Genomic DNA, 25251 nt, shown 5'->3' with positions numbered 1-25251 from the left:
CATGACCGAGGCACGGCTTCAGGAGTCGCGTGTGTACGCGCCCGCCGCCGGGTTCAGCGACGCGAACGTCACCGCGGAAGCGTATGCACGCGCCGCGGCGGACCCGGTCGCGTTCTGGGAGGAGGCCGCGCGCCGACTGGTGTGGTCGGAGCCGTGGCACACCGCCCACGAATGGGATCCGCCGCTGGGAGATGCGGTCCCCGCGGCGCGCTGGTTCCTCGGCGGGAAGCTCAACGTCGCCGTGAACTGCGTGGATCGCCATGTCGCGGAAGGCCGCGGAGACAAGGTCGCGCTGCACTTCGAAGGTGAGCCGGGCGATCGGCTCTCGGTGACGTACACAGACCTGCAGGAGCGGGTCTCCCGCGCCGCCAACGCACTCGTCGCCCTGGGCATCCGACCGGGGGACCGCGTCGTGATCTACCTCCCGGTCCTCGTCGAGACGGTCGTCATCACGCTCGCCTGCGCGCGGATCGGCGCCGTGCACTCCCTCGTCTTCGGTGGCTTCTCGGCCGAGGCCGTGCGGTTCCGCCTGGAGGACACGGGCGCGAAGCTGCTCGTGACGAGTGACGGCCAGTATCGCCGGGGGACCGCCACCGAGGTGAAATCCACGGCCGACGTCGCCGCGGCAGACCTTCCCGACCTCGAGCACGTGCTCGTGCTGCAGCGCACCGGGCAGGATGTGCCATGGACCGACGGCCGTGACGTCTGGTGGCATGACGTCGTCGACACCGCCTCGCCCGTGCACGAGGCCGAGCCCTTCGACGCCGAGCATCCGCTCTTCCTCATCTACACCTCCGGCACGACCGGGAAGCCGAAGGGCCTCGTCCATACGTCCGGCGGCTACCTGGCGCAGGCGAGCTGGGCGCACTGGGCGCATTTCGACGCGAAACCCGACGACGTGCACTGGTGCACCGCCGATCTCGCCTGGGTCACCGCGCACACCTACGAGATCTACGGACCGCTATCGAACGGACTGACCCAGGTCATCTACGAGGGCACACCCGACGCCCCACACCGCGAGAGACACCTCGAGATCATCGAGCGCTATGGAGTGACCGTGTACTACACGGCGCCCACGTTGATCCGCACCTTCATGACCTGGTTCGGTGCCGAGCTGCCATCCGGCCACGACCTCTCCACCCTGCGACTGCTGGGCACCGTCGGCGAGGCGATCAACCCCGAGGCCTGGGTGTGGTTCCGGCGGAACTTCGGTCGTGACGAGCTGCCCGTGATCGACACCTGGTGGCAGTCGGAGACCGGAGCGGCGATGATCGCGCCCCTTCCCGGCGTGACGAGCCTCAAGCCGGGTTCGGCGTCGGTCCCGCTGCCGGGCATCGATGTCGCGGTGGTCGACGAGCACGGCGATGAGGTCGCACCGGGACGATCGGGAACGCTGGTGGTACGTCGTCCCTGGCCGGGGATGGCGCGCACGGTCTGGGGCGACCCGACGCGTTACCGCGACGCGTACTGGTCCGCCCACGCGCGTCGAGGCGATCACGGCGGCTTCTACGTCGCCGGCGACGGGGCCACCCGCGATGCCGACGGGTACATCTGGATCCTGGGACGCCTCGACGACGTCGTGAACGTGTCGGGGCACCGGCTGTCGACGATCGAGATCGAGTCGGCCCTGGTCGCCCACGAGACCGTGGGGGAGGCCGGCTCGGCCGGTGTCTCCGATCCGGTCACTGGGCAGGCGGTCGTGGCCTTCGTCACACCGTCCGGTCGCGCCGAGGTGACCCCTTCCGCGCTGCGGGCACAGGTGGCGCAGGCGATCGGGCCCGTCGCCAAGCCGAAGCACATCGTGATCGTCCCCGACCTGCCGAAGACGCGGTCCGGCAAGATCATGCGCCGACTCCTGGCACAGTTGTGGGAGGCCGAGCAGGATCGCCGAGCCGGCCGCGAGCCGCAGCCGCTCGGCGACACCACATCGCTGCAGAACCCCTGGGCCGTCGACGACATCGCCGACGTGCTCGCCGACGCCGAACTGAGGACAGCATGACGGAAGAACACCGCTTCGGATTCCGCACCAGAGCTCTGCACGCCGGAGGCACTCCCGACGCGGCGACCGGCGCGAGGGCGGTGCCGATCTACCAGACCACGTCCTTCGTGTTCGACGATGCCGCGGACGCGGGCAACCTCTTCGCGCTCCAGAAGTACGGCAACATCTACTCCCGGATCGGCAACCCGACGGTCGCCGCCCTGGAGGAGCGACTGGCCTCCCTGGAGGGCGGCATCGGCGCCGTCGCGACCGCCTCGGGCATGAGCGCGGAGTTCATCACGTTCGCCGCGCTCGTCGGCGCCGGAGATCACGTCGTCGCCGCCGCGCAGCTGTACGGCGGCACGGTCACGCAGCTCGACGTCACCCTGCGCCGCTTCGGGGTCGAGACGACGTTCGTCGCCTCGACGGACCCGGCCGACTTCGCGGCCGCGATCCGTCCGGAGACGAAGGTGGTCTACGTGGAGATGATCGGCAATCCCTCGGGGGAGATCGCCGACATCGAGGGCCTCGCCGCCGTCGCGCACGATGCGGGAGTCCCGCTCGTCGTGGACGCGACCCTCGCGACCCCGTACCTCGCACGCCCGCTGGAGCACGGCGCGGACATCGTGATCCACTCCGTGACCAAGTTCCTCGGCGGACACGGCACGACCCTCGGCGGCGTGGTGATCGAGAAGGGGACCTTCGACTGGGGCAACGGCAAGTTCCCGCAGATGACCGAGCCCGTCGAGTCCTACGGCGGCATCAAGTGGTGGGACAACTTCGGCGAGTACGGCTTCCTCACCAAGCTCCGCTCCGAGCAGCTGCGCGACATCGGCCCGGCGCTCAGCCCGCAGTCGGCGTTCAACCTGCTCCAGGGCATCGAGACGCTCCCGCAGCGCATCGACGCGCACCTCGCGAACGCGCGTGTCGTCGCCGACTGGTTGGAGTCGGATCCGCGTGTAGCCTATGTCACCTGGGCCGGACTCGAGGGGCACCCGCACCACGAGCGCGCGGCGAAGTACCTGCCGCTCGGACCCGGCTCGGTCTTCGCGTTCGGCGTCGCCGCGGAGGACGGCCGGGCCGCGGGGGAGACGCTCATCGAGAACCTGCAGCTCGCCTCGCACCTCGCGAACATCGGCGACGCCCGCACGCTCGTCATCCACCCCGCCTCCACCACCCACCGACAGCTCACCGCGGAACAGCTGGTCGCGGCCGGTGTGCGTGCCGACCTGATCCGCATCTCGGTAGGGCTCGAGGACGCCGAGGACATCATCTGGGACCTCGACCAGGCACTGACGACCGCGACGGGAGCGACCCGATGACTGCGACGACGAACACCGGTGACGCCTGCGCCCTGCCCACGCCGACGGATGCCGCGGCCTGCGCGCTGCCGGGGAGCGCCCCCGCCGTGCCCGGCCGGACCCGGGTGGGACCGACCCAGCAGGAGCGGTTCGCGCTGCTCCGGCGCGCGAAGTCGATCGCGATCGTCGGGGCCTCGAACAACCCGGCGCGCGCGTCGTTCTTCGTCGCCACGTACCTGCTGTCCAGTACGGCCTACGACGTGTACCTGGTGAACCCGCGCGAGACCGAGATCCTCGGACAGCCCGTGTACGCGTCCCTGAAGGACCTGCCGGTCGTGCCCGACATCGTCGACGTGTTCCGTCGTCACGACGACCTCCCCGGCGTGGCGCAGGAGGCCATCGATGTCGGCGCGCAGACGCTGTGGCTGCAGCTCGGGTCGTGGAACGAGGAGGCGGCGGCGACCGCCGAGGCCGCCGGAGTGTCGGTCGTGATGGACCGGTGCATCAAGATCGAGCATGCGCGCTTCCACGGTGGACTGCATCTGGCGGGCTTCGACACGGGTGTGATCAGCTCGCGGCGTCAGCTGCTCGCGCGCTGAGCGTCGTCGCCGGGCGGACCATAGACTGGCCACATGCCTCTCATCGCGCTCACCGGCGGCATCGCCTCCGGGAAGTCGACCATCGCCAGGCGTCTCGCGGAGCACGGTGCCGTCATCGTGGATGCCGATCAGATCGTGCGCGACGTGCAGGCTCCCGGATCGCCGGTGCTGGAGCGGATCGCGGAGACTTTCGGTCCGTCCGTCATCGCCGTCGACGGAGCGCTCGACCGTCCGGCACTGGGTGCTGAGGTCTTCGGAAACCCCGAACGCCTCGCACAGCTGAACGCGATCGTCCACCCCGCCGTGCGGGAAGAGTCGCAACGACGGTTCGATGCGGCGACTGCTGCGGACCCGGCCGCCGTGGTCGTCTACGACGTGCCCCTCCTGGTCGAGGCGCGCGTCGACGACCCCTGGGACCTGATCGTGGTCGCTCACGCCCCGGCCGCGGAACGGCTTCGTCGTCTGGTCGAGCTGCGCGGCATGGACGCCCCCGCCGCGCAGGGCCGGATCGACGCGCAGGTCTCCGACGAACGCCGGCTCGCGATCGCCGACGTCGTGATCGACACCGCGGGCACCCTGGAGCACACGCTCGAGCAGACGGATGCGCTGTGGGAGCGGATCCGCCGCCCGTGACCTTCTCCGGCCACGCGCCGGGATCGCGCGAGTACCGTCGCCTCATCGTCGGTCTGTTCTTCGCCGGGATCGCCACGTTCGCACAGCTCTACTCCGCACAGGCCGTGCTGCCGCAGATCGCGAGCGACCTCGCCGTCGGACCCGCAACGGCGGCCCTGAGCGTCTCGGCCGCAACGCTCGGGCTGGCGCTCGCGGTGATCCCGTGGTCGATCGTCGCGGACCGCATCGGCCGGGTGCCCGCTATGGCGACGGGGGTGCTCCTCGCGACACTGTTCGGACTCGCGGCGCCGCTGAGCGGGGAGATGGCGGTGCTGCTCCTGCTCCGTTTCGCGGAGGGCGTGGCGCTGGGAGCCGTACCGGCGGTGGCTCTCGCCTACCTCAGCGAGGAGGTGGCGGCACGGTACGCGGCCACGGCGGCGGGAAGCTACATCGCCGGGACCACCGTCGGCGGCCTGCTCGGGCGCATCGTCTCCGGCATCGTCGGGGAGGTCGGCGGCTGGCGCGTCGGCATCCTGTCCGTCGCGGTCGTCTGCCTCGCGGCCGCGATCCTCTTCCTGTCGCTCACGCCCCGGGCACGCGGATTCGTCCCCGGACGTCTGCGGGTCGACCGCGGCCCCGGCATTCTCGAGCGGCTCCGCGGACCTCTGCGCTCCCGGGTGCAGTGGGCTCTGTATGCGCAGGGCTTCCTACTGATGGGCGCGTTCGTCGCGGTATACAACTACCTGGGGTTCCATCTCTCGGCACCTCCGTTCGCGCTGCCGGCGTGGGTGGTGACGCTGCTCTTCCTGGCGTACCTGGCCGGCACGGTCTCCTCACCAGGGGCAGGGACGCTCGCCTCCAGAGTCGGCCGCTTCCCGGTGCTCCTCGCCTCGATCGGCGTGATGGCGATCGGTGCGGTCCTGCTGCTGGTGCCCCTCGCCGCCATCGTGTTGCTGGGGCTCGTTCTCTTCACCGCCGGCTTCTTCGGGGCCCATGCGGTGGCGTCGGGATGGACTCCGGTCGCCGCCGGTGCGGCCAGCAGGGCGCAGGCGTCATCGCTGTACTACTTCGCCTACTATGCGGGCTCGAGCCTGTTCGGGTGGGCGCTCGGACTCGTGTTCGGGGCGGCGAGCTGGAGCTGGTTCGTCGCCGTGATCCTGGCGATGTGCGCAGCGGCCGCCCTCGCCGCCGTGTCGGCGCTGCGCGGAGCGCGGAGCGGCCTGGTCTGAGCCGTCTCGTCGGGGAGGGCGGCTCTCAGCCGGCCCCAGGGTCGGCGGAGAGCACCGTTGATAGGCTGGTCGTGGGCGTGGGGACGCACCAGGGGATGGTCTGCTGGGGGATTGCTTTTCCGCGCGCTGGGGAGCGGAAAATGCAACAGGAGAATCAGGGGATCTCTCGTCGGAGTCTCGTCGCGAGTGCTGCGTGGTCGGTGCCCGTGATCGCAGCGGCGGTGGCCCTGCCGATGGCAGCGGCCAGCGGGAACAACCTCACGAACCGTGAGGCGAACTACTACTGGGCTGCCGAGGCGCAGGGTGGGTTCACGGCGCTGGCGGCTGCGGCCGGCGGGCTGAAAGCCACGTTCAGCACGCAGATCGGCTACCGTTCCACGCCGTGGGTGAGTCCGCCCGCCGGAGCGTCGCTCGTGGTCGTCGTGCAGTTCAGCACGCCGGTCACACTCGATCCCGGCACGCGCCTGGACGCATGGGTGCCGTCGCCCCCGAGCGGGTCGTCGGCGACGACGTTCACGTTCACCCGGACGCCGGCGAGCTTCGGCGACGCGCTGACCTTCAATGTGATCGGATCCGCGCCCGGGGAACTCGAGTCGAGGGCCAGCATGGCCGTGCTCAACGGCGGCTCGACGACCTGGGCCTCGGAGCCCTCGTCCAAGACGGCTGTGCTCGTCGCCTGACGGCCTCGATGTCGGAGGGGCGGCATACGCTGGAGGTATGCAACCCACGCGCAGTGTCCGCCCCTTCGAGGTCATCAGCGAGTACGCGCCGGCCGGCGACCAGCCGAAGGCCATCGCCGAGCTGGCGGCGCGGATCAACGCGGGAGAGACCGACGTCGTGCTGCTCGGTGCGACCGGTACCGGCAAGTCGGCGACCACGGCGTGGCTCGTCGAGCAGGTGCAGCGCCCGACGCTGGTGCTCGCGCACAACAAGACCCTGGCCGCCCAGCTGGCGAACGAGTTCCGCGAGCTGATGCCGAACAACGCCGTCGAGTACTTCGTCTCGTACTACGACTACTACCAGCCCGAGGCCTACGTCCCTCAGACGGACACCTTCATCGAGAAGGACTCCTCGATCAACTCCGAGGTCGAGCGGCTGCGGCACTCCACCACCAACTCGCTGCTGAGCCGTCGTGACGTGGTGGTGGTCTCCACCGTGTCGTGCATCTACGGACTCGGCGCGCCGGAGGAGTACCTCCGTGCGATGGTCGCGCTGCAGGTGGGGGAGCGGTACGACCGCGACGCCCTCATCCGCCAGTTCATCGCCATGCAGTACAACCGCAACGACGTCGACTTCTCCCGCGGGAACTTCCGCGTGCGCGGCGACACCATCGAGATCATCCCGGTCTACGAGGAGCACGCCATCCGCATCGAGCTCTTCGGCGACGAGATCGAGGCGCTGTACTCGCTCCACCCGCTCACGGGCGAGGTCATCGAGAAGCTCGACTCGGTGCCGATCTTCCCGGCATCCCACTACGTGGCCGGCACCGACGTCATCCAGCGCTCCATCGGCACGATCGAGGCCGAGCTCGAAGAGCGCCTCGCCGAGTTCGAGCGGCAGGGCAAGCTCCTGGAGGCTCAGCGTCTGCGCATGCGCACGACGTTCGACCTCGAGATGCTGCAGCAGCTGGGCTTCTGCTCCGGCATCGAGAACTACTCGCGCCACATGGACGGACGTGAGCCGGGCGAGCCGCCGCACACCCTGCTCGACTTCTTCCCCGACGACTTCCTGCTCGTGATCGACGAATCGCACGTCACGGTGCCGCAGATCGGCGCGATGTACGAGGGCGACGCGTCGCGCAAGCGGACGCTCGTCGATCACGGGTTCCGCCTGCCGAGCGCGATGGACAACCGTCCGTTGCGCTGGGACGAGTTCAAGAACCGGATCGGGCAGACCGTGTACCTCTCGGCGACCCCCGGCAAGTACGAGATGGGGATCGCCGACGGCATCGTCGAGCAGATCATCCGTCCGACCGGCCTGGTCGACCCGCACATCGTGGTCAAGCCGTCGAAGGGACAGATCGACGACCTGCTCGAGGAGATCCGCCTGCGCGTCGAGCGTGACGAGCGCGTCCTCGTGACCACCCTGACGAAGAAGATGTCGGAGGAGCTCACCGACTTCCTCGGCGAGCACGGGGTCCGCGTCCGCTACCTGCACTCCGACGTCGACACGCTGCGCCGGGTCGAGCTCCTCAGCGAGCTGCGCGCCGGCGTCTACGACGTTCTCGTCGGCATCAACCTGCTCCGAGAGGGCCTCGACCTTCCGGAGGTCTCGCTGGTCGCCATCCTCGACGCGGACAAGGAAGGGTTCCTGCGTTCGGGGACCTCGCTCATCCAGACGATCGGTCGCGCAGCCCGAAACGTGTCCGGTGAAGTGCACATGTACGCCGACAACATGACCGACTCCATGAAGAAGGCGATCGACGAGACGGACCGTCGCCGGGAGAAGCAGGTCGCGTACAACAAGGAGCACGGGATCGACCCGCAGCCGCTGCGCAAGCGCATCGCGGACATCACCGAGGTGCTGGCACGAGAGGGCGCCGACACCGCGGACCTGATGTCGAGTCGTGGTCGCGCATCGGGGAAGGGCAAGTCGCCGACCCCGAACCTGCGTCGCACCGGTATCGCCGCGGAGGGCGCGCAGCAGCTCGAGGCGACGATCCAGGATCTGACGGATCAGATGCTCGCCGCCGCGAGCGAGCTGAAGTTCGAGCTCGCCGGGCGCCTGCGTGACGAGGTGCAGGACCTCAAGAAGGAGCTCCGCGCGATGGAACGCGCAGGGCACGCGTAAGCGAGGCGCCGATGGATGCCGCAGGGAACGAGCTCGCGGATCGGATCCGGGCGCTCCTGAGCGCCGACGACGAGATCGAAGAGCGACGCATGTTCGGCACGCGCGCGTTCCTCGACGACGGTCGCATCCTCCTCGGAGCCCGCTCCGGTGGCGTCCTCCTGGTGCGCGTGGACGACGAGAGCGGCGCGGCGCTGCTGACCCGCCCGGGGGTGGCGCGCGCCGTGATGGGGTCCCGCACGATGGGCTCGGGGTGGCTGGATATCGTGCCCGCGGTCATCGAAGACGACGCCGAACTCATGTTCTGGCTCGACGTCGCGCGGGAGTCGACCGGGGCGGCTGTTGAGGCCCCCGGGCAGGACGACCGCTAGGGGCCGGAGTCAGGGGCAGTGCACCAGGGTCTTCGGTCCGGAACGATCGATCTCGTGCTGCGTCATGGGGGCGCCGCACAGCGGGCAGGCGCGCTCCGCACGTTCGGAGGCGCTGGGCGGCGGGGTCTTCTCGTAGGGACCCACCGAGGCCGGACCGGCGAAGCGGATCAGGTTCGTGTTCACCCAGGCGTAGAGGCCTCCTGCCTCGCGGATGCGGGTGCGGAGGGGTGGGCGGTCGGAGTCCTGTGCCATGTTCATTAGTGTACTAACTATTAGCGCAGATGTATAGTCTCCCGTGTGACGGCAACCGATGACCTGCTCAAGCTGGAGAACCAGCTCTGCTTCGCCCTGGTGACCGCGGCACGCAACGTCGTCGCGCTCTATCGCCCGATCCTCGAGCCGCTCGGCCTCACCCACCCGCAGTACCTCGTGATGCTGGCCCTCTGGGAGCGCGCGCCCCGCACGCTGAACGACCTCGCCGTCGATCTCGCCCTGGAGCCGGCCACGGCATCACCCCTCGTGAAGAGACTGGAAGCCGAAGGGCTCGTGGCTCGACAGCGGAGCAGCGAGGACGAGCGGCGCCTGGAGATCACGCTGACCGACGCCGGGGCAGCACTCCGCGAGCGTGCCGTCGACGTCCCGCACCAGGTCATGTCGGCGGTCGGCATGGGCATCGACGAGATCGCCGCCCTCCGCGACGGTCTCGGTCCGTTCGCCGGAAGACGCCCCGACCTCGGCTGAACCGTCGCTGCGTCGTCCTCCCGCCGCGTCGCTCACGCGGTCGCGTGGAAGACAGCCCCTATGGTGGAGGCATGTCGCGCTCCGAGACCTCGGCCCCGGAGGGGGAGCGTGCGGCGAGAACGCGGCCCCGGCGGCTGCTGCTGCCGCTGATCGCGATCACGGGGCTGTTCGCGACGATCATGCTCGCCGCTGCCGCGCAGGGACTCCCGCAGTTCGGCGACTGGGCGTTCGAGCTCCCGGCCGTACCGATCGACGAGCTGCCGACGCAGACTCCCGGAGAGACCGCGCCGCCGCTCGAACCCCCCGACGATTCCCCGCTGCTCGCGATCATCGGCATCATCCTCACCGCCATCGTCGCGGCGTTCGTGCTCACGCTGGTGTACTTCGGTCTGCGGATGCTGATCAGGTACCTCCTGGAGCGCTGGCGCGATCGTCCGCTCGCCCGGCGGGACGCGGCGCAGATCGACGCCGTGGCCGTCGCGGGCGCGCCCGTCGAGGTCGAGCCGGACGAGGCGACGATCCGACGCGGCATCGCCGCGGCGCTGCAGACGATCGACGAGAGGCCCGTTCCGGGTGACAGCATCGTCGCGGCATGGGTGGGACTGGAGGAGTCCGCCGCGGATGCCGGGGCCGGGCGTGGCGTCAACGAGACCCCGAGCGAGTTCACCGTGCGGATCATCGGGCGGCGTGCCGGGATCGCCGCGGAGGTCGTCGCGCTGCTGGCCCTCTACGAGCGGGTCCGGTTCGGCGGTCATGTCGCCGATGAGGACGACCGGGCGACTGCCTCCGCCTGCCTCCGAGGTATCGAGGCGGGGTGGCGATGAAGGCGCGGATCCTGATCGTGGGGCTCGGTGCCGCTGTCGCCGCCGTGCTCGTCGTCCTGCTCGGACAGCTCGGGTTCCCGGCACCGTTCGTGGTCGCCTGGATCATCGTCGTCCTCGCGATCATCCTCGCGTTCCGCCAGGACTTCACGGAGGTCGGCGCGGACTGGCCGCCCGAGAAACCGAGCGACGACGCACGGAGCTCCGACGTGTCGCGGATGGCCTGGGCGATCAACGCCCGCACGGGGGTCGCCGGCCACGTGGTCGTGCGCCGCGTGCAGGCGCTGCTCCGGCGGAGACTCGCCCACAGCGGTCTCGACCTCGACGATCCCGCGCAGCACACGCGCATCGACGCGCTTCTCGGGGAGGGCGTACGCGACTCCCTGCACCGCCGCGAGGTGCACCGCACCGACATCGAGCGCGTGCTCGATGCGATCGACCGAATCCCGAACGACCCGGAGGACAACGGATGAGCACGCAGGAGACCACACAGATCGCCGACATCGGGCACCGGGTGCTCGAGAGCGTCCGCAGCGCGGTCGTCGGGATGGATGAGCCTCTCACGATCGCCCTCGCGGCGATCCTCGCCGGCGGGCATGTGCTCTTCGAGGACGTGCCCGGGCTGGGCAAGACGCTCGCGGCGCGGAGTCTCGCCTCGGCCCTCGGGCTCGATTTCCGGCGGCTGCAGTGCACGCCCGACATGCTCCCCGGCGACGTCACCGGCTCGTACGTGTACGCACCGGCGGATGGCGACTTCGTGTTCCGCCCCGGACCGATCTTCACCGGGCTGCTGCTCGCCGACGAGGTGAACCGGACGACGCCCAAGACGCAGTCCGCGATGCTCGAGGCGATGGCCGAGGGGCAGGTGACCGTCGAGGGCAACAGATTCCCGCTGCCGCGCCCGTTCCACGTCGTGGCGACGTCCAACCCGATCGAGTACGAGGGGACGTACGCGCTCCCGGAGGCGCAGCTCGACCGGTTCATGGTGCGGCTCGCGGTCGGCTACCCCGTGTCGGAGGACGAGACGCAGATCATCCTCGACCGCGTGGCGCGGCAGAGCCCCGACGTCTCGGTCGCCCCCGTCGTCGATGGCGAGGGACTCCTCGAGATCCAGGCGGCCGTCGAACGGATCCACGTCGACCCCGATGTCGCGCGATACTGCGTCGAACTCGCACGGGCCACACGCGTCGCGCCGCACGTCGCCGTCGGAGCCTCCCCGCGAGGGTCGCAGGCGCTGGTGCTGCTGGGGCGCGCCCTCGCGGCGCTCGAGGGCAGGGACTACGTGCGTCCGGACGACATCAAGCGGATCGCGGAACCGGTGCTCGCACACCGTCTCACCCTCACCCCGCAGGCCTGGGCGCAGGGAGTGGATCCGCGCTCCGTGGTCGCCTCCGTGGTGGCGAGCACTCCGGTGCCGCCGACGGTGGCCGCGCGGTGACCGACCCGGTCCGCGTCACCGCCCGCGCTCCGGTGCGGTGGAGTCGAACGCCCGTGATCGCGATCGGGTTCGCCGGTGCGGCCGTCATCGCGGCGGTGGGACTCGCGCTCTCGCGGCCCGACGTGATCGGCATCGGCCTGCCACTCGCGCTGGCGACGGTGTGGATGCTGATGCGGCGCCCCGACGACGGCGACCTGGCGATCGAGTTGCGTGCGCGCCCCGGTGGGGCGGAGGGTGCGGACGAGGTCGTCGCGGCGGCGGATGTGGCCCTCGACGCGGACTGGGTGCAGGTCGCGGTCGATCTGGAGGAACGGCGTGCCGGACTCGCGGATGTCCGACCGGGATCATCCGTCTTCACCTCACGCACCCGCCTCCAGCATTCCGGCCCGGTGGAACTTCTCGGCGTGACCGTCCGCGGGGTGGCCCTGGACGGGGCATGGGTGTCGGAGCCGGGTCCGCGCGTCGCACTGGGATGGAACACCCCGCCTCGCGCGCCCCGGATCGCGCAGCTGCCGGTCGCCCCGCGCCTCACGGGCCTGCACGGCGCACACGAGGGCGCACGTCCCGGTCAGGGCGGCGACTTCCGCGACATCCATCCCTTCGCCCCCGGAGACGAGCTGCGCCGGGTCGACTGGCGGGCGACGGCCCGTGCGGCCCGTCGCCCCGGTGAGCTGCTGGTTCGTCGCACCAACGCGCTCAGCGACTCCTCGGTGGTGATCGCGATCGACACGGTGGAGGACGTCGGCACCGTGGTCGCGGCCTGGGGGACGGGCGATCCCGACCGCTCCGGGACGACCTCGCTCGATCTGGCCCGCGAGGCGGCGCTCTCCATCGCCACCACGGCGATCGGCGTCGGGGACCGCGTGGCGTATCACGCGCTGTCGCCGGGAGGCCGCAGCATCCCCGCCGGCGGAGGCCCCCGCCATCTCGCCCGCGTGCGCGACGTCATCGCCGCGACGGGGCAGAGTGCGGACGACTCCCGGTATCGGCGCTCTCCCGTCGTGTCGTCGGGATCCATCGTCTTCGTGCTCTCCACCTTCGTCGACGGTGTCGCGGCGCGCCTCGCGACCCAGTGGCGGGCCGCAGGTCACGCGGTGGTCGCCGTCGACGTGCTGCCCGTCCCGGACACGACCCGGCTCAGCCGGGAGCAGCACATCGCGCTGCGGACGCTGCTCGCGGAGCGCTCCGTCGTCCTGTCGGAGCTCCGGCATGCGGGTGTGGAGGTCGTGGCGTGGGCCGATCCCGACGTCGACGTCGCGATGCGCCTCGTCGCACTGCGTCAGCAGCGGATGCGGGCGGTGCGCCGATGACGCGCGGCATCCGTTCGTTCCGTGTGCCGGGCGTCATCCCCGGCATCGTCCCGCGACTTCTGATCGTCGCCGTCGTCTGGGCCGGTGCCCTCGCGCTGGTCCCGTTCGCCCTGTGGCAGTGGGCCGCCGTGATCGCCGCCCTCGTGTCCGTCGCGGTACCGCGGTCCCTCACGGCCTGGTTGGCGGCCGCGTGCCTGGTGTTCGGCGTGATCCTGAGCGAGCCGGCTCCCGAGCGGACGGCGCTCGCGGTGCTGCTCATCCCCGCCATCCATCTGCTCGCGTCCCTGTGCCTCGTCGTCCCGATCTCCTCTCGGTTCGCCCTCGCCGTGCTGCTGCCGACGCTCGCGCGCTTCGCGGTGGTGCAGCTGCTGGCGCAGCCGGTGGTCTTCGGGATGTGGCTGCTCCTGCCCGGCGCGGTGGATCGCGGTCTCGCGTGGATCGCTCCGTTGGCGGCGGCCGTGCTCCTGGCGGGGGTGCTTCTCGCGCTGAGGGCTGTGAAGACGGCGGACGAGCCGCGGAGCGGGCGCCCGCCGTCGGCCCGTTCGTCGGATGCAGGTGCTCGCCGCGGAGCCGATGTCCGCGGCCCCTCGTAGACTTGTTCGGTGCCCATCGTCCCCGTTGCTTCCCCAGGAAAACTCAGTGTCCGCGGTGCCCGCGTCCACAATCTCAAGAACGTCGACATCGACATCCCCCGCGACTCTCTCGTCGTGTTCACCGGTCTGTCCGGATCGGGGAAGTCCAGCCTCGCGTTCGACACGATCTTCGCCGAGGGGCAGCGTCGTTACGTCGAATCGCTGAGCGCATACGCGCGCCAGTTCCTCGGTCAGGTCGACCGACCCGACGTCGACTTCATCGAGGGGCTGAGCCCCGCGGTCTCGATCGACCAGAAGTCGACGAACCGCAACCCGCGATCGACCGTCGGCACGATCACCGAGATCTACGACTACATGCGTCTGCTGTGGGCGCGCATCGGCATCCCGCACTGCCCGGAGTGCGGTGAGCGCATCCAGCGCCAGACCGTACAGCAGATCGCCGATCAGCTCATGGAGCTCCCCGAGCGCACGCGTTACCAGGTGGTGGCGCCGATCGTGTCGCAGAAGAAGGGCGAGTTCGTCGACCTGTTCCGCGAGCTCGGTGCGAAGGGCTACTCGCGTGCGATCGTCGACGGCGAGCTGATCCAGCTCGCCGAGCCGCCCACGCTGAAGAAGAGCTACAAGCACGACATCGCCGTGGTGGTCGACCGACTCGTGGCCTCGGACGACATCCTCGGGCGGGTCACCGATTCCGTGGAGACCGCTCTGGGCCTGGCCGGTGGCGTGGTGCAGATCAATTACGTCGACGGCGAGGGCGACGACGCGTGGCAGACGTTCTCCGAGAAGCTGGCCTGCCCGAACGGACATGCGCTCACGCTCACCGAGATCGAGCCGCGCACCTTCTCGTTCAACGCGCCGTTCGGTGCATGCCCCGCCTGCTCCGGCCTCGGCACGCGCATGTCCGTCGACGTCGATCTGATGCTCGGCGACGAAGACCTCTCCATCCGCGAGGGCGTCATCATCCCGTGGACCACCCAGGGCAAGGGGCTGTTCCAGTACTACGAGCGCCTTCTCGAGGGGCTCTCCCGCGACCTGGACTTCTCGCTGGACACGCCGTGGCGCAAGCTGCACTCCGACGTGCAGGACGCGGTGCTGCGCGGCGAGAACTACAAGGTCACCGTCAAGTGGAAGAACCGCTACGGGCGCGAGATGCGCTACGCCTCCGGTTTCGAGGGCGTGGTCCCGTACATCGAGCGGCAGTACCTGCAGGCCGAGTCGGACAACCAGCGCAGCCGCTGGGGCGAGTACCTCCGCGAGGTGCCGTGCCCCGTCTGCGACGGCAACCGCCTCAAGCCCGAGGTGCTCGCGGTGCAGGTGCACGGCCACTCGATCGCCGAGGTGTCGCACCTCAGCCTGGCCGACGCCCGGGCCTTCATGGAGACCCTCACGCTCACCGACCGTGAGGCGAAGATCGCCGCTCAGGTGCTGCGTGAGATCCGCCTGCGCCTCGACTTCCTGCTGCAGGTCGGCCTCTCGTACCTGAACCTCAGCCGCTCGGCGGGGTCCCTGTCCGGTGGTGAGGCTCAGCGCATCCGCCTGGCCACGCAGATCGGCTCGGGTCTCACCGGTGTCCTCTATGTGCTCGACGAACCGTCGATCGGTCTGCACCAGCGCGACAACCGCCGCCTGATCGAGACGCTGCTCACGCTGCGCGACCTCGGCAACACGCTGATCGTGGTGGAGCACGACGAGGAGACGATCGAGGCGGCCGACTGGGTCGTCGACATCGGACCCGGTGCCGGCGTCAACGGCGGCGAGGTCGTGCACTCGGGGCCGTACTCGGCTCTGCTCGGCGACAGCGCCTCGATGACGGGGGAGTACCTGTCCGGCCGCCGCGAGATCCCGATGCCGAAGAAGCGCCGGAAGATCGACAAGAAGCGCATGCTGAGCGTCGTCGGCGCACGGGCGAACAACCTGCGAAACGTCACGGCCGACTTCCCGCTGGGTGTGCTCACCGCGGTCACCGGTGTCAGCGGGTCCGGGAAGTCGTCGCTCGTGAACGACATCCTGTACCAGGTGCTGGCGTCGCGACTGAACGGAGCGCGCACGGTCCCCGGCAAGCACACGCGCGTGACGGGACTCGACAACCTCGACAAGGTCGTGCACGTGGACCAGGCGCCGATCGGCCGCACGCCGCGGTCGAACCCGGCGACGTACACGGGCGTCTTCGACCGCATCCGCACACTGTTCAGCGAGACGCCCGAGGCGAAGGTCCGCGGCTATCAGCCCGGCCGGTTCAGCTTCAACGTCAAGGGCGGCCGCTGCGAGGCGTGCTCCGGTGACGGCACGATCAAGATCGAGATGAACTTCCTCCCCGACGTGTACGTCGACTGCGAGGTGTGCCACGGCAAGCGGTACAACCGCGACACGCTCGCGGTGCACTACAAGGGCAAGAACATCGCCGAGGTGCTCGAGATGCCGATCGAGGAGGCCGCCGACTTCTTCGAGCCCATCCAGGCGATCCACCGCTACATGAAGACGCTCGTCGACGTGGGCCTCGGCTACGTGCGGCTCGGTCAGTCGGCGACGACGCTCTCCGGCGGTGAGGCGCAGCGCGTCAAGCTCGCCACCGAGCTCCAGCGCCGCAGCAACGGACGCAGCATCTACGTGCTCGACGAGCCGACGACCGGTCTGCACTTCGAAGACGTCCGCAAGCTCCTCGAGGTCTTGAACGGTCTGGTCGACAAGGGCAACACGGTCATCGTCATCGAGCACAACCTCGACGTGATCAAGTCGGCCGACTGGGTGATCGACCTCGGTCCCGAGGGCGGCTCCGGTGGTGGCCAGATCATCGCCACGGGCACCCCGGAGCACATCGCACGGGTCGAGGAGAGTCACACCGGGCTGTTCCTCTCCGAGATCCTGGGTGAGGGGCGCTCCGCGCGGAAGGCCAGCTGATGGCCGACGTGCTGCCGTACAAACCGCGGGCGGGGGAGATCCCCACCGACCCCGGCGTGTACCGGTTCCGTGATGCCGCGGGCCGGGTGCTCTACGTGGGCAAGGCGAAGAACCTCCGGCAGCGACTGTCGAACTACTTCGCACCCCTCCGGACCCTGCATGAGCGCACGCGGCGCATGGTGACGACGGCGGCCTCCGTCGAGTGGACGGTGGTGCCGACCGACGTCGACTCGCTGCAGCTCGAGTACATGTGGATCAAGGAGTTCGATCCGCCCTTCAACGTCCGCTACAAGGACGACAAGTCGTACCCGTTCATGGCGGTGACGCTCGCGGACGAGGCCCCGCGCGTGATCGTCACCCGCAACCGCAAGATCCCCGGTGCGCGGTACTTCGGCCCGTTCCCGAAGGTGTGGGCGGTGCACGAGACGATCGACCTGATGATCAAGGCGTTCCCGATCCGCACCTGCAGCGACGCCAGCTACCGGCGCGCCATGCAGACCGGCCGTCCGTGCTTCCCCGGACAGATCGGCAAGTGCGGGGGCCCGTGCTCGATGACGGTGAGCATCGAGGAGCACCGCGCCATGGTCGACGACTTCGTCGCGTTCATGGCCGGCGGCGACGAGCGGTTCACACGTGAGCTCACCAAGCGGATGCTGGCCGCCTCCGCGGCGATGGACTACGAGGCGGCGGCGAAGTACCGCGACAAGCTGTCCGCGATCGAAGCCGTACTCGGAAAGAGCGCGCTCGTGCTCGCGGCGGACGAGGACGCCGACCTCTTCGGCATCGCGGAGGACGAGCTGGCAGCCGCCGTGCAGCACTTCGTGATCCGCGGCGGCAGGGTGCGCGGTGTGCGCGCCCTGACCATCGAGAAGGAGATCGACATCTCCAGCGGCGAGCTCGTCGAGCAGGTGCTGCAGCAGGCGTACGGAGAGGCGCAGGACGTCCCGCGCCGCATCCTGGTCCCGACCCTGCCGGACGATGCCGCGGAGCTCGAGGTGTGGCTGCGGGAGCGTCGGGGCAAGAAGGTCGAGATCGCCGTCGCGCAGCGCGGCCAGCGCGCCGACCTGATGCGCACGGCGACGTTGAACGCGCAGCAGGCGCTGATCCGGCACAAGACCCGCCGCACGACCGACTACGTCGCGCGGACGCAGGCCCTCACCGACCTGCAGGAGGCACTCGGGATGGACGAGGCGCCCCTGCGCATCGAGTGCTTCGACATCTCCCACCTCGGCGGCACGAACGTCGTCGCCTCGATGGTGGTGTTCGAGGACGGACTCCCGCGCAAGGACCAGTACCGCTCGTTCAACATCGCCGAGACGACGGACGACACGGATTCGATGTACCAGGTGCTGCGGCGTCGACTCGCGTACCTCGACCGTCCCGAGGAGCCGGAGGTCATCGATCCGACGACCGAGGAGATCGTCGCGGAAGACCTCGGCGAGGCGGCCGTGCGACGCAAGCCCCGTTTCGCGTATCCGCCGCAGCTGCTCCTCGTCGACGGCGGCAAGCCCCAGGTGGAGGCCGCGGCCCGCGCCCTCCGCGATGCCGGTCACCCCGAGATCGCCGTCTGCGGGATCGCCAAGAGACTGGAGGAGATCTGGCTCCCCGGAGACGACTTCCCGGTGATCCTCCCGCGGACGAGTGAGGCCCTCTATCTGCTGCAGCGACTGCGCGACGAGGCGCACCGTTTCGCCATCACCCATCAGCGCAAGCGGCGCCGCAACGACATCACGTCCGTGCTCGCCGAGGTCCCCGGTCTCGGGGCCTCGCGGATCAAGGTGCTGCTCAAGCACTTCGGCTCGGTCACCGCGCTCCGGGCGGCCGAGCCCGGCCAGATCGAAGAAGTCCAGGGAATCGGTCCTGTCCTCGCCCAGAACATCCACAGCCACCTGTCCACTCGCTAGGCTGGAAGCCGAGGGGGAGAGGGAGCACTGAGCAATGGCTGACGAGGAAAAGGGCGAATTCCTCATCGTCACGGGCATGTCCGGCGCGGGCCGGACCACTGTGGCGAACGCACTGGAGGATCTCGGCTGGTACGTCGTCGACAACCTGCCGCCCCAGATCCTCCGACCGCTGCTGGAACTGACCGACATGGGCGGCAAGGCGCTGCCCAAGGTCGCCGCCGTGGTCGATGTCCGTGGTCGCAATCTGTTCGACGACTTCCCGGGGGTGGCGCGTGCGCTGCGGTCGCGCGGTTCGGTCCGTGTGCTGTTCCTCGACGCCTCAGATGACGTCCTGGTGCGTCGTTTCGAATCCGTGCGCCGCCCGCACCCGCTGCAGGGCGACGGCACGCTCCTCGACGGCATCCGGATCGAGCGGACCAGACTCGCCCCGATCCGCGAGGCTGCCGACCTCGTGATCGACACCTCGACGCTCAACATCCACCAGCTCGCGACGCAGGTGTCGGACATCTTCTCCGAGGAGGGGGAGGCCCGGCACCGGGTCACGCTGCTCAGCTTCGGGTTCAAGTACGGTCTGCCGACCGACGTCGACATCGTCGCCGACATGCGGTTCCTGCCGAACCCGTTCTGGAACGAGGAGCTGCGTGGTCTGACCGGCCAGGACGAGACGGTCCGGGAGTACGTGCTCTCGCGCGAGGGGGCGATGGAGTTCCTTGACGCGTACTCCACGGCGCTCGTGCCCGTGCTCGAGGGGTACCAGCGCGAGAACAAGAGTCACTCGACGATCGCGATCGGCTGCACGGGCGGAAAGCACCGCTCGGTGGCGATGTCGGAGGAGCTGGCGCGCCGGCTCGCCGCCGTCCCCGGTGTCGCCGTGAACGTCCGTCACCGGGACCTCGGCCGAGAATAGCGAGCCGCCCGGCCGAGTAAGCTGGACGTTTGCGTCGCGATCCGGCGCGTGAACGTGAAGGAGTGTCGTGGCACTAACCACCGACGTCAAGGCCGAGCTGGTCAGCATCCGCAATGCACCCCCGACGGTGCGAGTCGCGGAAGTGACCGCGATCCTCCGGTTCGCCGGCGGTCTGCATTCGATCGCCGGTCGCGTGGCCGTGGAGGCCGAGGTGGACGCCGAGACTCTCGCGCGCCGCGTCGCGCGGGACCTCGCCGAGATCTACGGCGTGCGACCCGAGATCGCACAGGTCCAGTCGAGCACCGCGAACGACGGCGCCCGCTGGGCCGTCCGGGTGATCGCCCAGGGGGAGACCCTGGCGCGTCAGACCGGACTGCTGGACCAGCGCCGCCGCCCCGTGCGCGGGCTGCCGAACCGCCTCACCACGGGTTCCCGTGCGGAGGTCGCCGGACTCTGGCGCGGCGCGTTCCTCGCCGCGGGCACCCTGAGCGAGCCCGGCCGTTCCGCCATGCTCGAGGTCGTCTGCCCGTCGTCGGAGGCCGCGATGGCTCTCGTCGGCGCCGCACACCGGCTCGGCGTCGCAGCCAAGGCACGCGAGGTGCGCGGGATGCCGCGCGTCGTCGTCCGCGAGGGCGAGGCGATCCGCACGATCCTCAACGAGATGGGCGCGCAGAAGACCGCCATCGCGTGGGAGGAGCTCCGTCAGCGCCGAGAGGTCCGCGCCGGCGTCAACCGCCTGGTGAACTTCGACGACGCGAACCTCCGCCGCTCCGCGCAGGCCGCGGTCGCCGCCTGCGCGCGTGTCGAGCGTGCGCTCGAGATCCTGGCCGACGAGGTTCCCGACCACCTGAAGGTCGCCGGTGAGCTCCGCCTCGCCCACCGCGACGCCAGCCTCGACGAGCTCGGCCACCACGCCGACCCGCCGCTGACGAAGGACGCGGTCGCCGGACGGATCCGCCGCCTCCTGGCGATGGCCGACAAGCGCGCGCAGCAGGATGGCATCCCGGGCACCGAGGCCGCCGTTCCCGTCGGGCTCGACGTCTGAGAGGATTCCTGCATGAGTGTCTTCGGCTGGCGCGATGCGGAATTCGGTGAGGCGACGGTCGAGACGCCGTTCGCGGAGACGATCCGCGATGCGATCACGGTGCTCGGCGTCGCTCCCACGATCCTCGAAGGGCCCTTCGTCCGCTGGTACGACGGTGCGCGGCAGGTCTCCGTCCGCCCCTCGAGCAGCGGCGGCGCGCAGATCCTCGTCGCGCACACGGACGCAGCCGTCGACGAGGAGTATCGCGACTTCGAGTCGCTGCCCGACTCGGCTCTTCCCTACCGGTGGCGCGCGGATGACATCGCCCTGCTCCCCGACGGCAGCTATCTGCCGGGGGAGCGGTTCGTCGACGATTTCGAGGCTCTGGCTCCCGTCCTGACCCGCACGCTCGTCACGCTGTGCGAGGCGACGGCCGCGCTGGGAGACGGTCGTTCCGAGTCGCAGCTGCACTTCTGGTACGCCGATCCGGCCCATGAAGCCCTCGTCAGGGCCGAACGCTGGGCGGCGCGTCGCAAGACCTCGCTGACCATCGCGTTCAAGTCGGGAGCGGGAAACATCCATGTGATGCCGGTGGGCGGAAAGGCGCTCGCAGAGCGGATCTCGTTCCCCGCCACCACCCCGAACGCGTCGACCGCGGCGGACGCCCTCCTGGAGCAGATCCTGGCCACGGGGGCACCGAATCCGACGGCACTCCGACAGGACTCCCTGATGTACATCGAACGTCGCAGGCTCGCGCTCAGTCCGTTCGCTCTCGGAATCCCGCACCTGGGGCTGAACGCCTGATCCGTACCAGATGCCCCGATGCGTCATACGGCGGAAGGTTCCGGGCCGTACCCGCGTTGTCGTCAGTAGGATGAAGAACGTCCGCTCTACGCCGCACATCGGCGGCGCGGAGGATCGGCAAGCGCCGCGGCGCGGCGCGGATTGGATGAAAGCGATATGGCGACCTACACGCTCCCCGACCTTCCCTACGACTTCGCAGCCCTCGAGCCGCACATCAGCGGCAAGATCATGGAGCTGCACCACGACAAGCACCACGCGACCTACGTCGCGGGCGCGAACACGGCGCTCGAGCAGCTCGCCGAGGCCCGCGAGAGCGGAAACCTCGCGAACGTCAACAAGCTCGAGAAGGACCTCGCCTTCAACCTGGGCGGCCACGTCAACCACTCGATCTTCTGGACGAACCTGTCGCCGAACGGCGGAGGCCAGCCGGAGGGCGAGCTGAAGGCCGCGATCGACGAGTACTTCGGCTCGTTCGAGAAGTTCCAGGCGCACTTCACCGCCGCGGCGACCGGCATCCAGGGCTCCGGCTGGGCCGTCCTCAGCTGGGACTCGATCGGCTCGCGCCTGATCATCCAGCAGCTGTTCGACCAGCAGTCGAACACCGCGCAGGGCACGATCCCGCTCTTCCAGCTGGACATGTGGGAGCACGCGTTCTACCTCGACTACCTCAACGTCAAGGCCGACTACGTCAAGGCCGCGTGGAACATCGCGAACTGGGAGAACGTCGCCCAGCGCCTCGAGGTCGCCCGCAAGCAGACGAACGGCCTGCTGGTACTGTCGTAATCGGGTCGCGTCCCGACGGGCCACGGCTCGTCGGGACGCCCTCTCAGCCAAAAAACCCCGCGCTTCACTCATGCTGGAAAGCTGCGTGCGGCGCACGAGAAACAGGGAGACCTGAGTGTCTGTCAAGATCGGTATCAACGGCTTCGGCCGCATCGGACGCAACTACTTCCGCGCGGCTCTCGCGCAGGGAGCGGACCTTGAGATCGTCGCGGTCAACGACCTCACCGACAACAAGACCCTGGCGCACCTGCTGAAGTACGACTCGGTCGGCGGCGTCCTCGACGCCGAGATCAGCTACGACGAGGACAGCATCACCGTCAACGGCAAGGCGATCAAGGCTTTCGCGGAGCGCGACCCCGCCAACCTCCCGTGGGGTGAGCTGGGTGTCGACATCGTCATCGAGTCGACCGGCTTCTTCACCAAGGCCGAGCTCGCCAAGAAGCACATCGAGGCCGGCGCGAAGAAGGTCCTCATCTCGGCACCGGGCACCGGCGTCGACGGCACGTTCGTCATGGGCGTGAACGAGGACACGTACAACCCGGAGACGGACCACATCATCTCCAACGCCTCGTGCACCACCAACTGCCTCGCGCCGCTGGCACAGGTCTTCAACGACGCGTTCGGCATCGACCGCGGCTTCATGATGACCGCTCACGCCTACACCGCGGACCAGAACCTGCAGGACGGCCCGCACAGCGACCTCCGTCGTGCGCGTGCCGCGGCGATCAACATCACCCCGGCCTCGACCGGTGCCGCCAAGGCCATCGGCGAGGTGCTCCCGGAGCTCCAGGGCAAGCTCAGCGGCTCGTCCTACCGCGTCCCGGTCCCCACCGGCTCGATCGTCGACCTGACCCTCATCACCGACCGCGAGAACCTGACGGTCGACGAGGTCAACGAGGCGTACAAGAAGGCTGCGGCCGACGGCCGTCTGGCGGGATACCTCCAGTACAACGAGGACCCGATCGTCTCCAGCGACATCGTGCACAACCCGCACTCCTCGATCTTCGACTCGACGCTGACCAACGTCAGCGGCAACCTGATCAAGGTCTCCAGCTGGTACGACAACGAGTGGGGCTACTCCAACCGTCTCGTCGACCTGACCGAGTACGTGGCCGAGCGCCTCTAAGCTCAGGAACATGACTCTGCGCACCCTGGACACTCTGGGGTCGCTCGAGGGCAAGCGCGTCATCGTCCGTTGTGATCTCAATGTCCCCCTCCGGGACGGGATCATCACGGACGATGGCCGTGTCCGCGCCTCGTTGCCGACCCTCAACGCACTGATCAACGCGGGCGCCCGCGTCGTGGTGTGCTCTCACCTCGGGCGGCCGGAAGGCGCGCCCGACCCGCAGTACAGCCTGGAGCCGGTGGCTCAGCGCCTGTCCGAGCTGCTCGGTGCCCCTGTCGCGTTCGCGCGCGACACGGTCGGCGAGTCGGCGCAGGACGCTGTGGCGTCGCTCGAGGACGGCGGGGTCGTCGTCATCGAGAACCTGCGCTTCAACCCGGGCGAGACCTCGAAGGACGCGGGGGAGCGCGCGGCGTTCGCCGCCGAGCTCGCGAACCTCGGCGACGTGCTCGTCTCCGACGGTTTCGGCGTCGTGCACCGCAAGCAGGCGAGCGTCTACGAGCTCGCGGAGCTGCTCCCGTCGGCCGCGGGTCTGCTGATCGCGGCCGAGCTCGACGTGCTCGACCGTCTGACCGAGAACCCCGAGCGCCCGTACGCGGTCGTCCTCGGAGGCTCGAAGGTCAGCGACAAGCTCGGCGTGATCTCGCACCTGCTGCCGCGGGTCGACAAGATCCTCGTCGGCGGCGGCATGCTCTTCACCTTCCTCAAGGCGCAGGGCCACGCCGTGGCCTCGAGCCTGCTGGAGGAGGACCAGCTCGAGACCGTCCGCGGCTACATCGCCGAGGCGGCGGAACGCGGCGTGGAGCTCGTGCTCCCCACCGACGTGGTCGTCGCCGCATCGTTCTCGGCGGATGCCGCCCATGAGGTGGCCGCTGCCGATGCGATCGAGGCCACCGCGTTCGGCGCCTCCGGCATCGGTCTCGACATCGGGCCGGAGACGGCGGCGACCTTCGCCGAGGTCATCCGCGACTCGAAGACCGTGTTCTGGAACGGCCCCATGGGCGTGTTCGAGTTCCCGGCGTTCGCGGCGGGGACCAAGACCGTGGCGCAGTCGCTCACCGAGGTCGACGGACTCAGCGTCGTGGGTGGTGGCGACTCCGCCGCCGCCGTGCGTCAGCTGGGCTTCTCCGACGACCAGTTCGGTCACATCTCGACCGGCGGCGGCGCGAGCCTCGAATTCCTCGAGGGCAAGAAACTACCTGGGCTGGAGGTCCTCGGATGGGCGTGAACTCCCGTACCCCGCTGATCGCGGGAAACTGGAAGATGAATCTCGACCACCTGCAGGCGGTCGCGTTCGTGCAGAAGCTGCACTGGACGTTGAAGGACGCGAAGCACGAGGACGGCTCGGTCGAGGTGGCGGTCTTCCCGCCGTTCACCGACATCCGCAGCGTGCAGACGCTCATCGACGCGGACAAGATCCCGTTCGCGCTCGGTGCGCAGGACGTTTCGGCGCACGATTCGGGTGCCTACACGGGTGAGGTCTCGGGAGCGTTCCTCGCGAAGCTCGACGCGAAGTACGTCATCATCGGCCACTCGGAGCGTCGTGAGTACCACGCCGAGGGCGACGACGTCGTGGCGGCGAAGGTCAAGGCCTCGCTGAAGCACGGGCTCGTCCCGGTGATCTGCGTCGGCGAGACCGCGGAGGACCTGGAGAAGTTCGGCGCCAGCGCCGTTCCCTCCGGTCAGCTCGAGGCGGCGCTCCAGGGCGTCTCGCCGAAGGCCGACATCGTCGTGGCGTACGAGCCCGTGTGGGCCATCGGCTCCGGCCAGGCGGCGACGCCGCAGCAGGCGCAGGACGTCTGCGCGGCGCTGCGGGCGGTCATCGCGAAGGTCCTCGGCGACGAGGCGGCCGCGCGCACGCGCATCCTCTACGGCGGCTCGGTGAAGTCCGGCAACATCGCCAGCTTCATGCGCGAGCCCGATGTTGACGGCGCTCTGGTCGGCGGGGCGAGCCTCGTCGTGGACGAGTTCGCCGCGATCATCCGCTTCGAGAAGCACGTCGGCGTGTGAGTGCAGCGGGGCTCCGGC

General features: G+C 69.5%; 24 protein-coding genes. 23 read left to right on the top strand and 1 reads right to left on the bottom strand.

Annotated features, from left to right (window positions below):
* The first annotated feature begins 1 nt into the window (after position 1).
* The 8 genes from acs (at position 2) to MME74_RS10880 (ending at position 8877) form a co-directional block, all read left to right on the top strand.
* Positions 2-1999 (top strand): acetate--CoA ligase, encoded by a 1998-nt coding sequence (acs, locus tag MME74_RS10915; protein WP_267415040.1) that lies wholly within the window; start codon positions 2-4, stop codon positions 1997-1999.
* Positions 1996-3300 carry an O-acetylhomoserine aminocarboxypropyltransferase/cysteine synthase family protein gene (locus MME74_RS10910; RefSeq protein ID WP_267415039.1) on the top strand — a complete coding sequence of 435 codons (1305 nt, stop codon included), beginning with the start codon at positions 1996-1998 and terminating at the stop codon, positions 3298-3300. The genes acs and MME74_RS10910 overlap by 4 nt, the downstream gene beginning before the upstream one ends.
* Positions 3297-3878 carry a CoA-binding protein gene (locus MME74_RS10905; RefSeq protein ID WP_267415038.1) on the top strand — a complete coding sequence of 194 codons (582 nt, stop codon included), beginning with the start codon at positions 3297-3299 and terminating at the stop codon, positions 3876-3878. The genes MME74_RS10910 and MME74_RS10905 overlap by 4 nt, the downstream gene beginning before the upstream one ends.
* 33 nt (positions 3879-3911) lie before the next feature.
* A complete protein-coding gene (gene coaE / locus MME74_RS10900; RefSeq protein WP_267415037.1) occupies positions 3912-4511 on the top strand; it encodes a dephospho-CoA kinase in 600 nt (199 codons plus the stop codon).
* Entirely contained in the window at positions 4508-5719 is a 1212-nt protein-coding gene (locus tag MME74_RS10895) for an MFS transporter (RefSeq protein WP_267415036.1), read from the top strand. The genes coaE and MME74_RS10895 overlap by 4 nt, the downstream gene beginning before the upstream one ends.
* A gap of 140 nt (positions 5720-5859) precedes the next feature.
* Entirely contained in the window at positions 5860-6399 is a 540-nt protein-coding gene (locus tag MME74_RS10890; protein ID WP_267415035.1) for a hypothetical protein, read from the top strand.
* A gap of 37 nt (positions 6400-6436) precedes the next feature.
* Positions 6437-8509 carry an excinuclease ABC subunit UvrB gene (uvrB, locus tag MME74_RS10885; RefSeq protein WP_267415034.1) on the top strand — a complete coding sequence of 691 codons (2073 nt, stop codon included), beginning with the start codon at positions 6437-6439 and terminating at the stop codon, positions 8507-8509.
* 11 nt (positions 8510-8520) lie between these two features.
* Entirely contained in the window at positions 8521-8877 is a 357-nt protein-coding gene (locus MME74_RS10880; protein ID WP_267415033.1) for a TfoX/Sxy family protein, read from the top strand.
* A 9-nt stretch (positions 8878-8886) separates the two neighbouring features.
* Here the strand turns inward: MME74_RS10880 and MME74_RS10875 are convergent, their stop codons facing one another.
* A complete protein-coding gene (locus tag MME74_RS10875) occupies positions 8887-9129 on the bottom strand; it encodes a hypothetical protein (protein WP_267415032.1) in 243 nt (80 codons plus the stop codon).
* Positions 9130-9174: 45 nt separating this feature from the next.
* Between MME74_RS10875 and MME74_RS10870 the strand changes: the two genes are divergently transcribed.
* The 15 genes from MME74_RS10870 to tpiA all read left to right on the top strand — a co-directional run bounded on the left by MME74_RS10870 (position 9175) and on the right by tpiA (position 25233).
* Positions 9175-9618, top strand: a complete 444-nt coding sequence (locus MME74_RS10870) for a MarR family winged helix-turn-helix transcriptional regulator (protein ID WP_267415031.1) — start codon at positions 9175-9177, stop codon at positions 9616-9618.
* 71 nt (positions 9619-9689) lie between these two features.
* Positions 9690-10442 carry a DUF4129 domain-containing protein gene (locus tag MME74_RS10865; RefSeq protein WP_267415030.1) on the top strand — a complete coding sequence of 251 codons (753 nt, stop codon included), beginning with the start codon at positions 9690-9692 and terminating at the stop codon, positions 10440-10442.
* Positions 10439-10912, top strand: a complete 474-nt coding sequence (locus MME74_RS10860) for a hypothetical protein (protein ID WP_267415029.1) — start codon at positions 10439-10441, stop codon at positions 10910-10912. The genes MME74_RS10865 and MME74_RS10860 overlap by 4 nt, the downstream gene beginning before the upstream one ends.
* Entirely contained in the window at positions 10909-11877 is a 969-nt protein-coding gene (locus MME74_RS10855) for an AAA family ATPase (RefSeq protein ID WP_267415028.1), read from the top strand. The genes MME74_RS10860 and MME74_RS10855 overlap by 4 nt, the downstream gene beginning before the upstream one ends.
* Entirely contained in the window at positions 11874-13187 is a 1314-nt protein-coding gene (locus tag MME74_RS10850; RefSeq protein ID WP_267415027.1) for a DUF58 domain-containing protein, read from the top strand. Before MME74_RS10855 ends, MME74_RS10850 begins: the two co-directional genes overlap by 4 nt.
* Positions 13184-13780, top strand: coding sequence for a hypothetical protein (locus MME74_RS10845; RefSeq protein ID WP_267415026.1), 597 nt, complete (start codon positions 13184-13186; stop codon positions 13778-13780). The genes MME74_RS10850 and MME74_RS10845 overlap by 4 nt, the downstream gene beginning before the upstream one ends.
* Positions 13781-13789: 9 nt before the next feature.
* Positions 13790-16678 (top strand): excinuclease ABC subunit UvrA, encoded by a 2889-nt coding sequence (uvrA, locus tag MME74_RS10840; protein ID WP_267415025.1) that lies wholly within the window; start codon positions 13790-13792, stop codon positions 16676-16678.
* Positions 16678-18582 carry an excinuclease ABC subunit UvrC gene (gene uvrC, locus MME74_RS10835; RefSeq protein WP_267415024.1) on the top strand — a complete coding sequence of 635 codons (1905 nt, stop codon included), beginning with the start codon at positions 16678-16680 and terminating at the stop codon, positions 18580-18582. The genes uvrA and uvrC overlap by 1 nt, the downstream gene beginning before the upstream one ends.
* Positions 18583-18616: 34 nt before the next feature.
* Positions 18617-19489, top strand: coding sequence for an RNase adapter RapZ (gene rapZ / locus MME74_RS10830; RefSeq protein WP_267415023.1), 873 nt, complete (start codon positions 18617-18619; stop codon positions 19487-19489).
* 67 nt (positions 19490-19556) lie between these two features.
* Positions 19557-20534 (top strand): DNA-binding protein WhiA, encoded by a 978-nt coding sequence (whiA, locus tag MME74_RS10825; RefSeq protein ID WP_267415022.1) that lies wholly within the window; start codon positions 19557-19559, stop codon positions 20532-20534.
* A 12-nt stretch (positions 20535-20546) separates the two neighbouring features.
* Positions 20547-21317, top strand: coding sequence for a hypothetical protein (locus tag MME74_RS10820; RefSeq protein WP_267415021.1), 771 nt, complete (start codon positions 20547-20549; stop codon positions 21315-21317).
* A gap of 156 nt (positions 21318-21473) precedes the next feature.
* Positions 21474-22100 (top strand): superoxide dismutase, encoded by a 627-nt coding sequence (locus MME74_RS10815; protein ID WP_017202787.1) that lies wholly within the window; start codon positions 21474-21476, stop codon positions 22098-22100.
* Between the two features lie 115 nt (positions 22101-22215).
* Positions 22216-23226 carry a type I glyceraldehyde-3-phosphate dehydrogenase gene (gene gap, locus MME74_RS10810; protein ID WP_267415020.1) on the top strand — a complete coding sequence of 337 codons (1011 nt, stop codon included), beginning with the start codon at positions 22216-22218 and terminating at the stop codon, positions 23224-23226.
* Between the two features lie 10 nt (positions 23227-23236).
* Positions 23237-24451 (top strand): phosphoglycerate kinase, encoded by a 1215-nt coding sequence (locus MME74_RS10805; protein ID WP_267415019.1) that lies wholly within the window; start codon positions 23237-23239, stop codon positions 24449-24451.
* Positions 24442-25233 (top strand): triose-phosphate isomerase, encoded by a 792-nt coding sequence (gene tpiA, locus MME74_RS10800; RefSeq protein WP_267415018.1) that lies wholly within the window; start codon positions 24442-24444, stop codon positions 25231-25233. Before MME74_RS10805 ends, tpiA begins: the two co-directional genes overlap by 10 nt.
* Positions 25234-25251 lie beyond the last annotated feature (18 nt).

Source organism: Microbacterium oxydans, from assembly GCF_026559675.1.
GTDB classification, from domain to species: Bacteria; Actinomycetota; Actinomycetes; order Actinomycetales; family Microbacteriaceae; genus Microbacterium; species Microbacterium oxydans_D.
The sequence above is the reverse complement of the archived record's forward strand: the minus strand, read 5'-3'. Positions and strand labels throughout refer to the sequence as shown.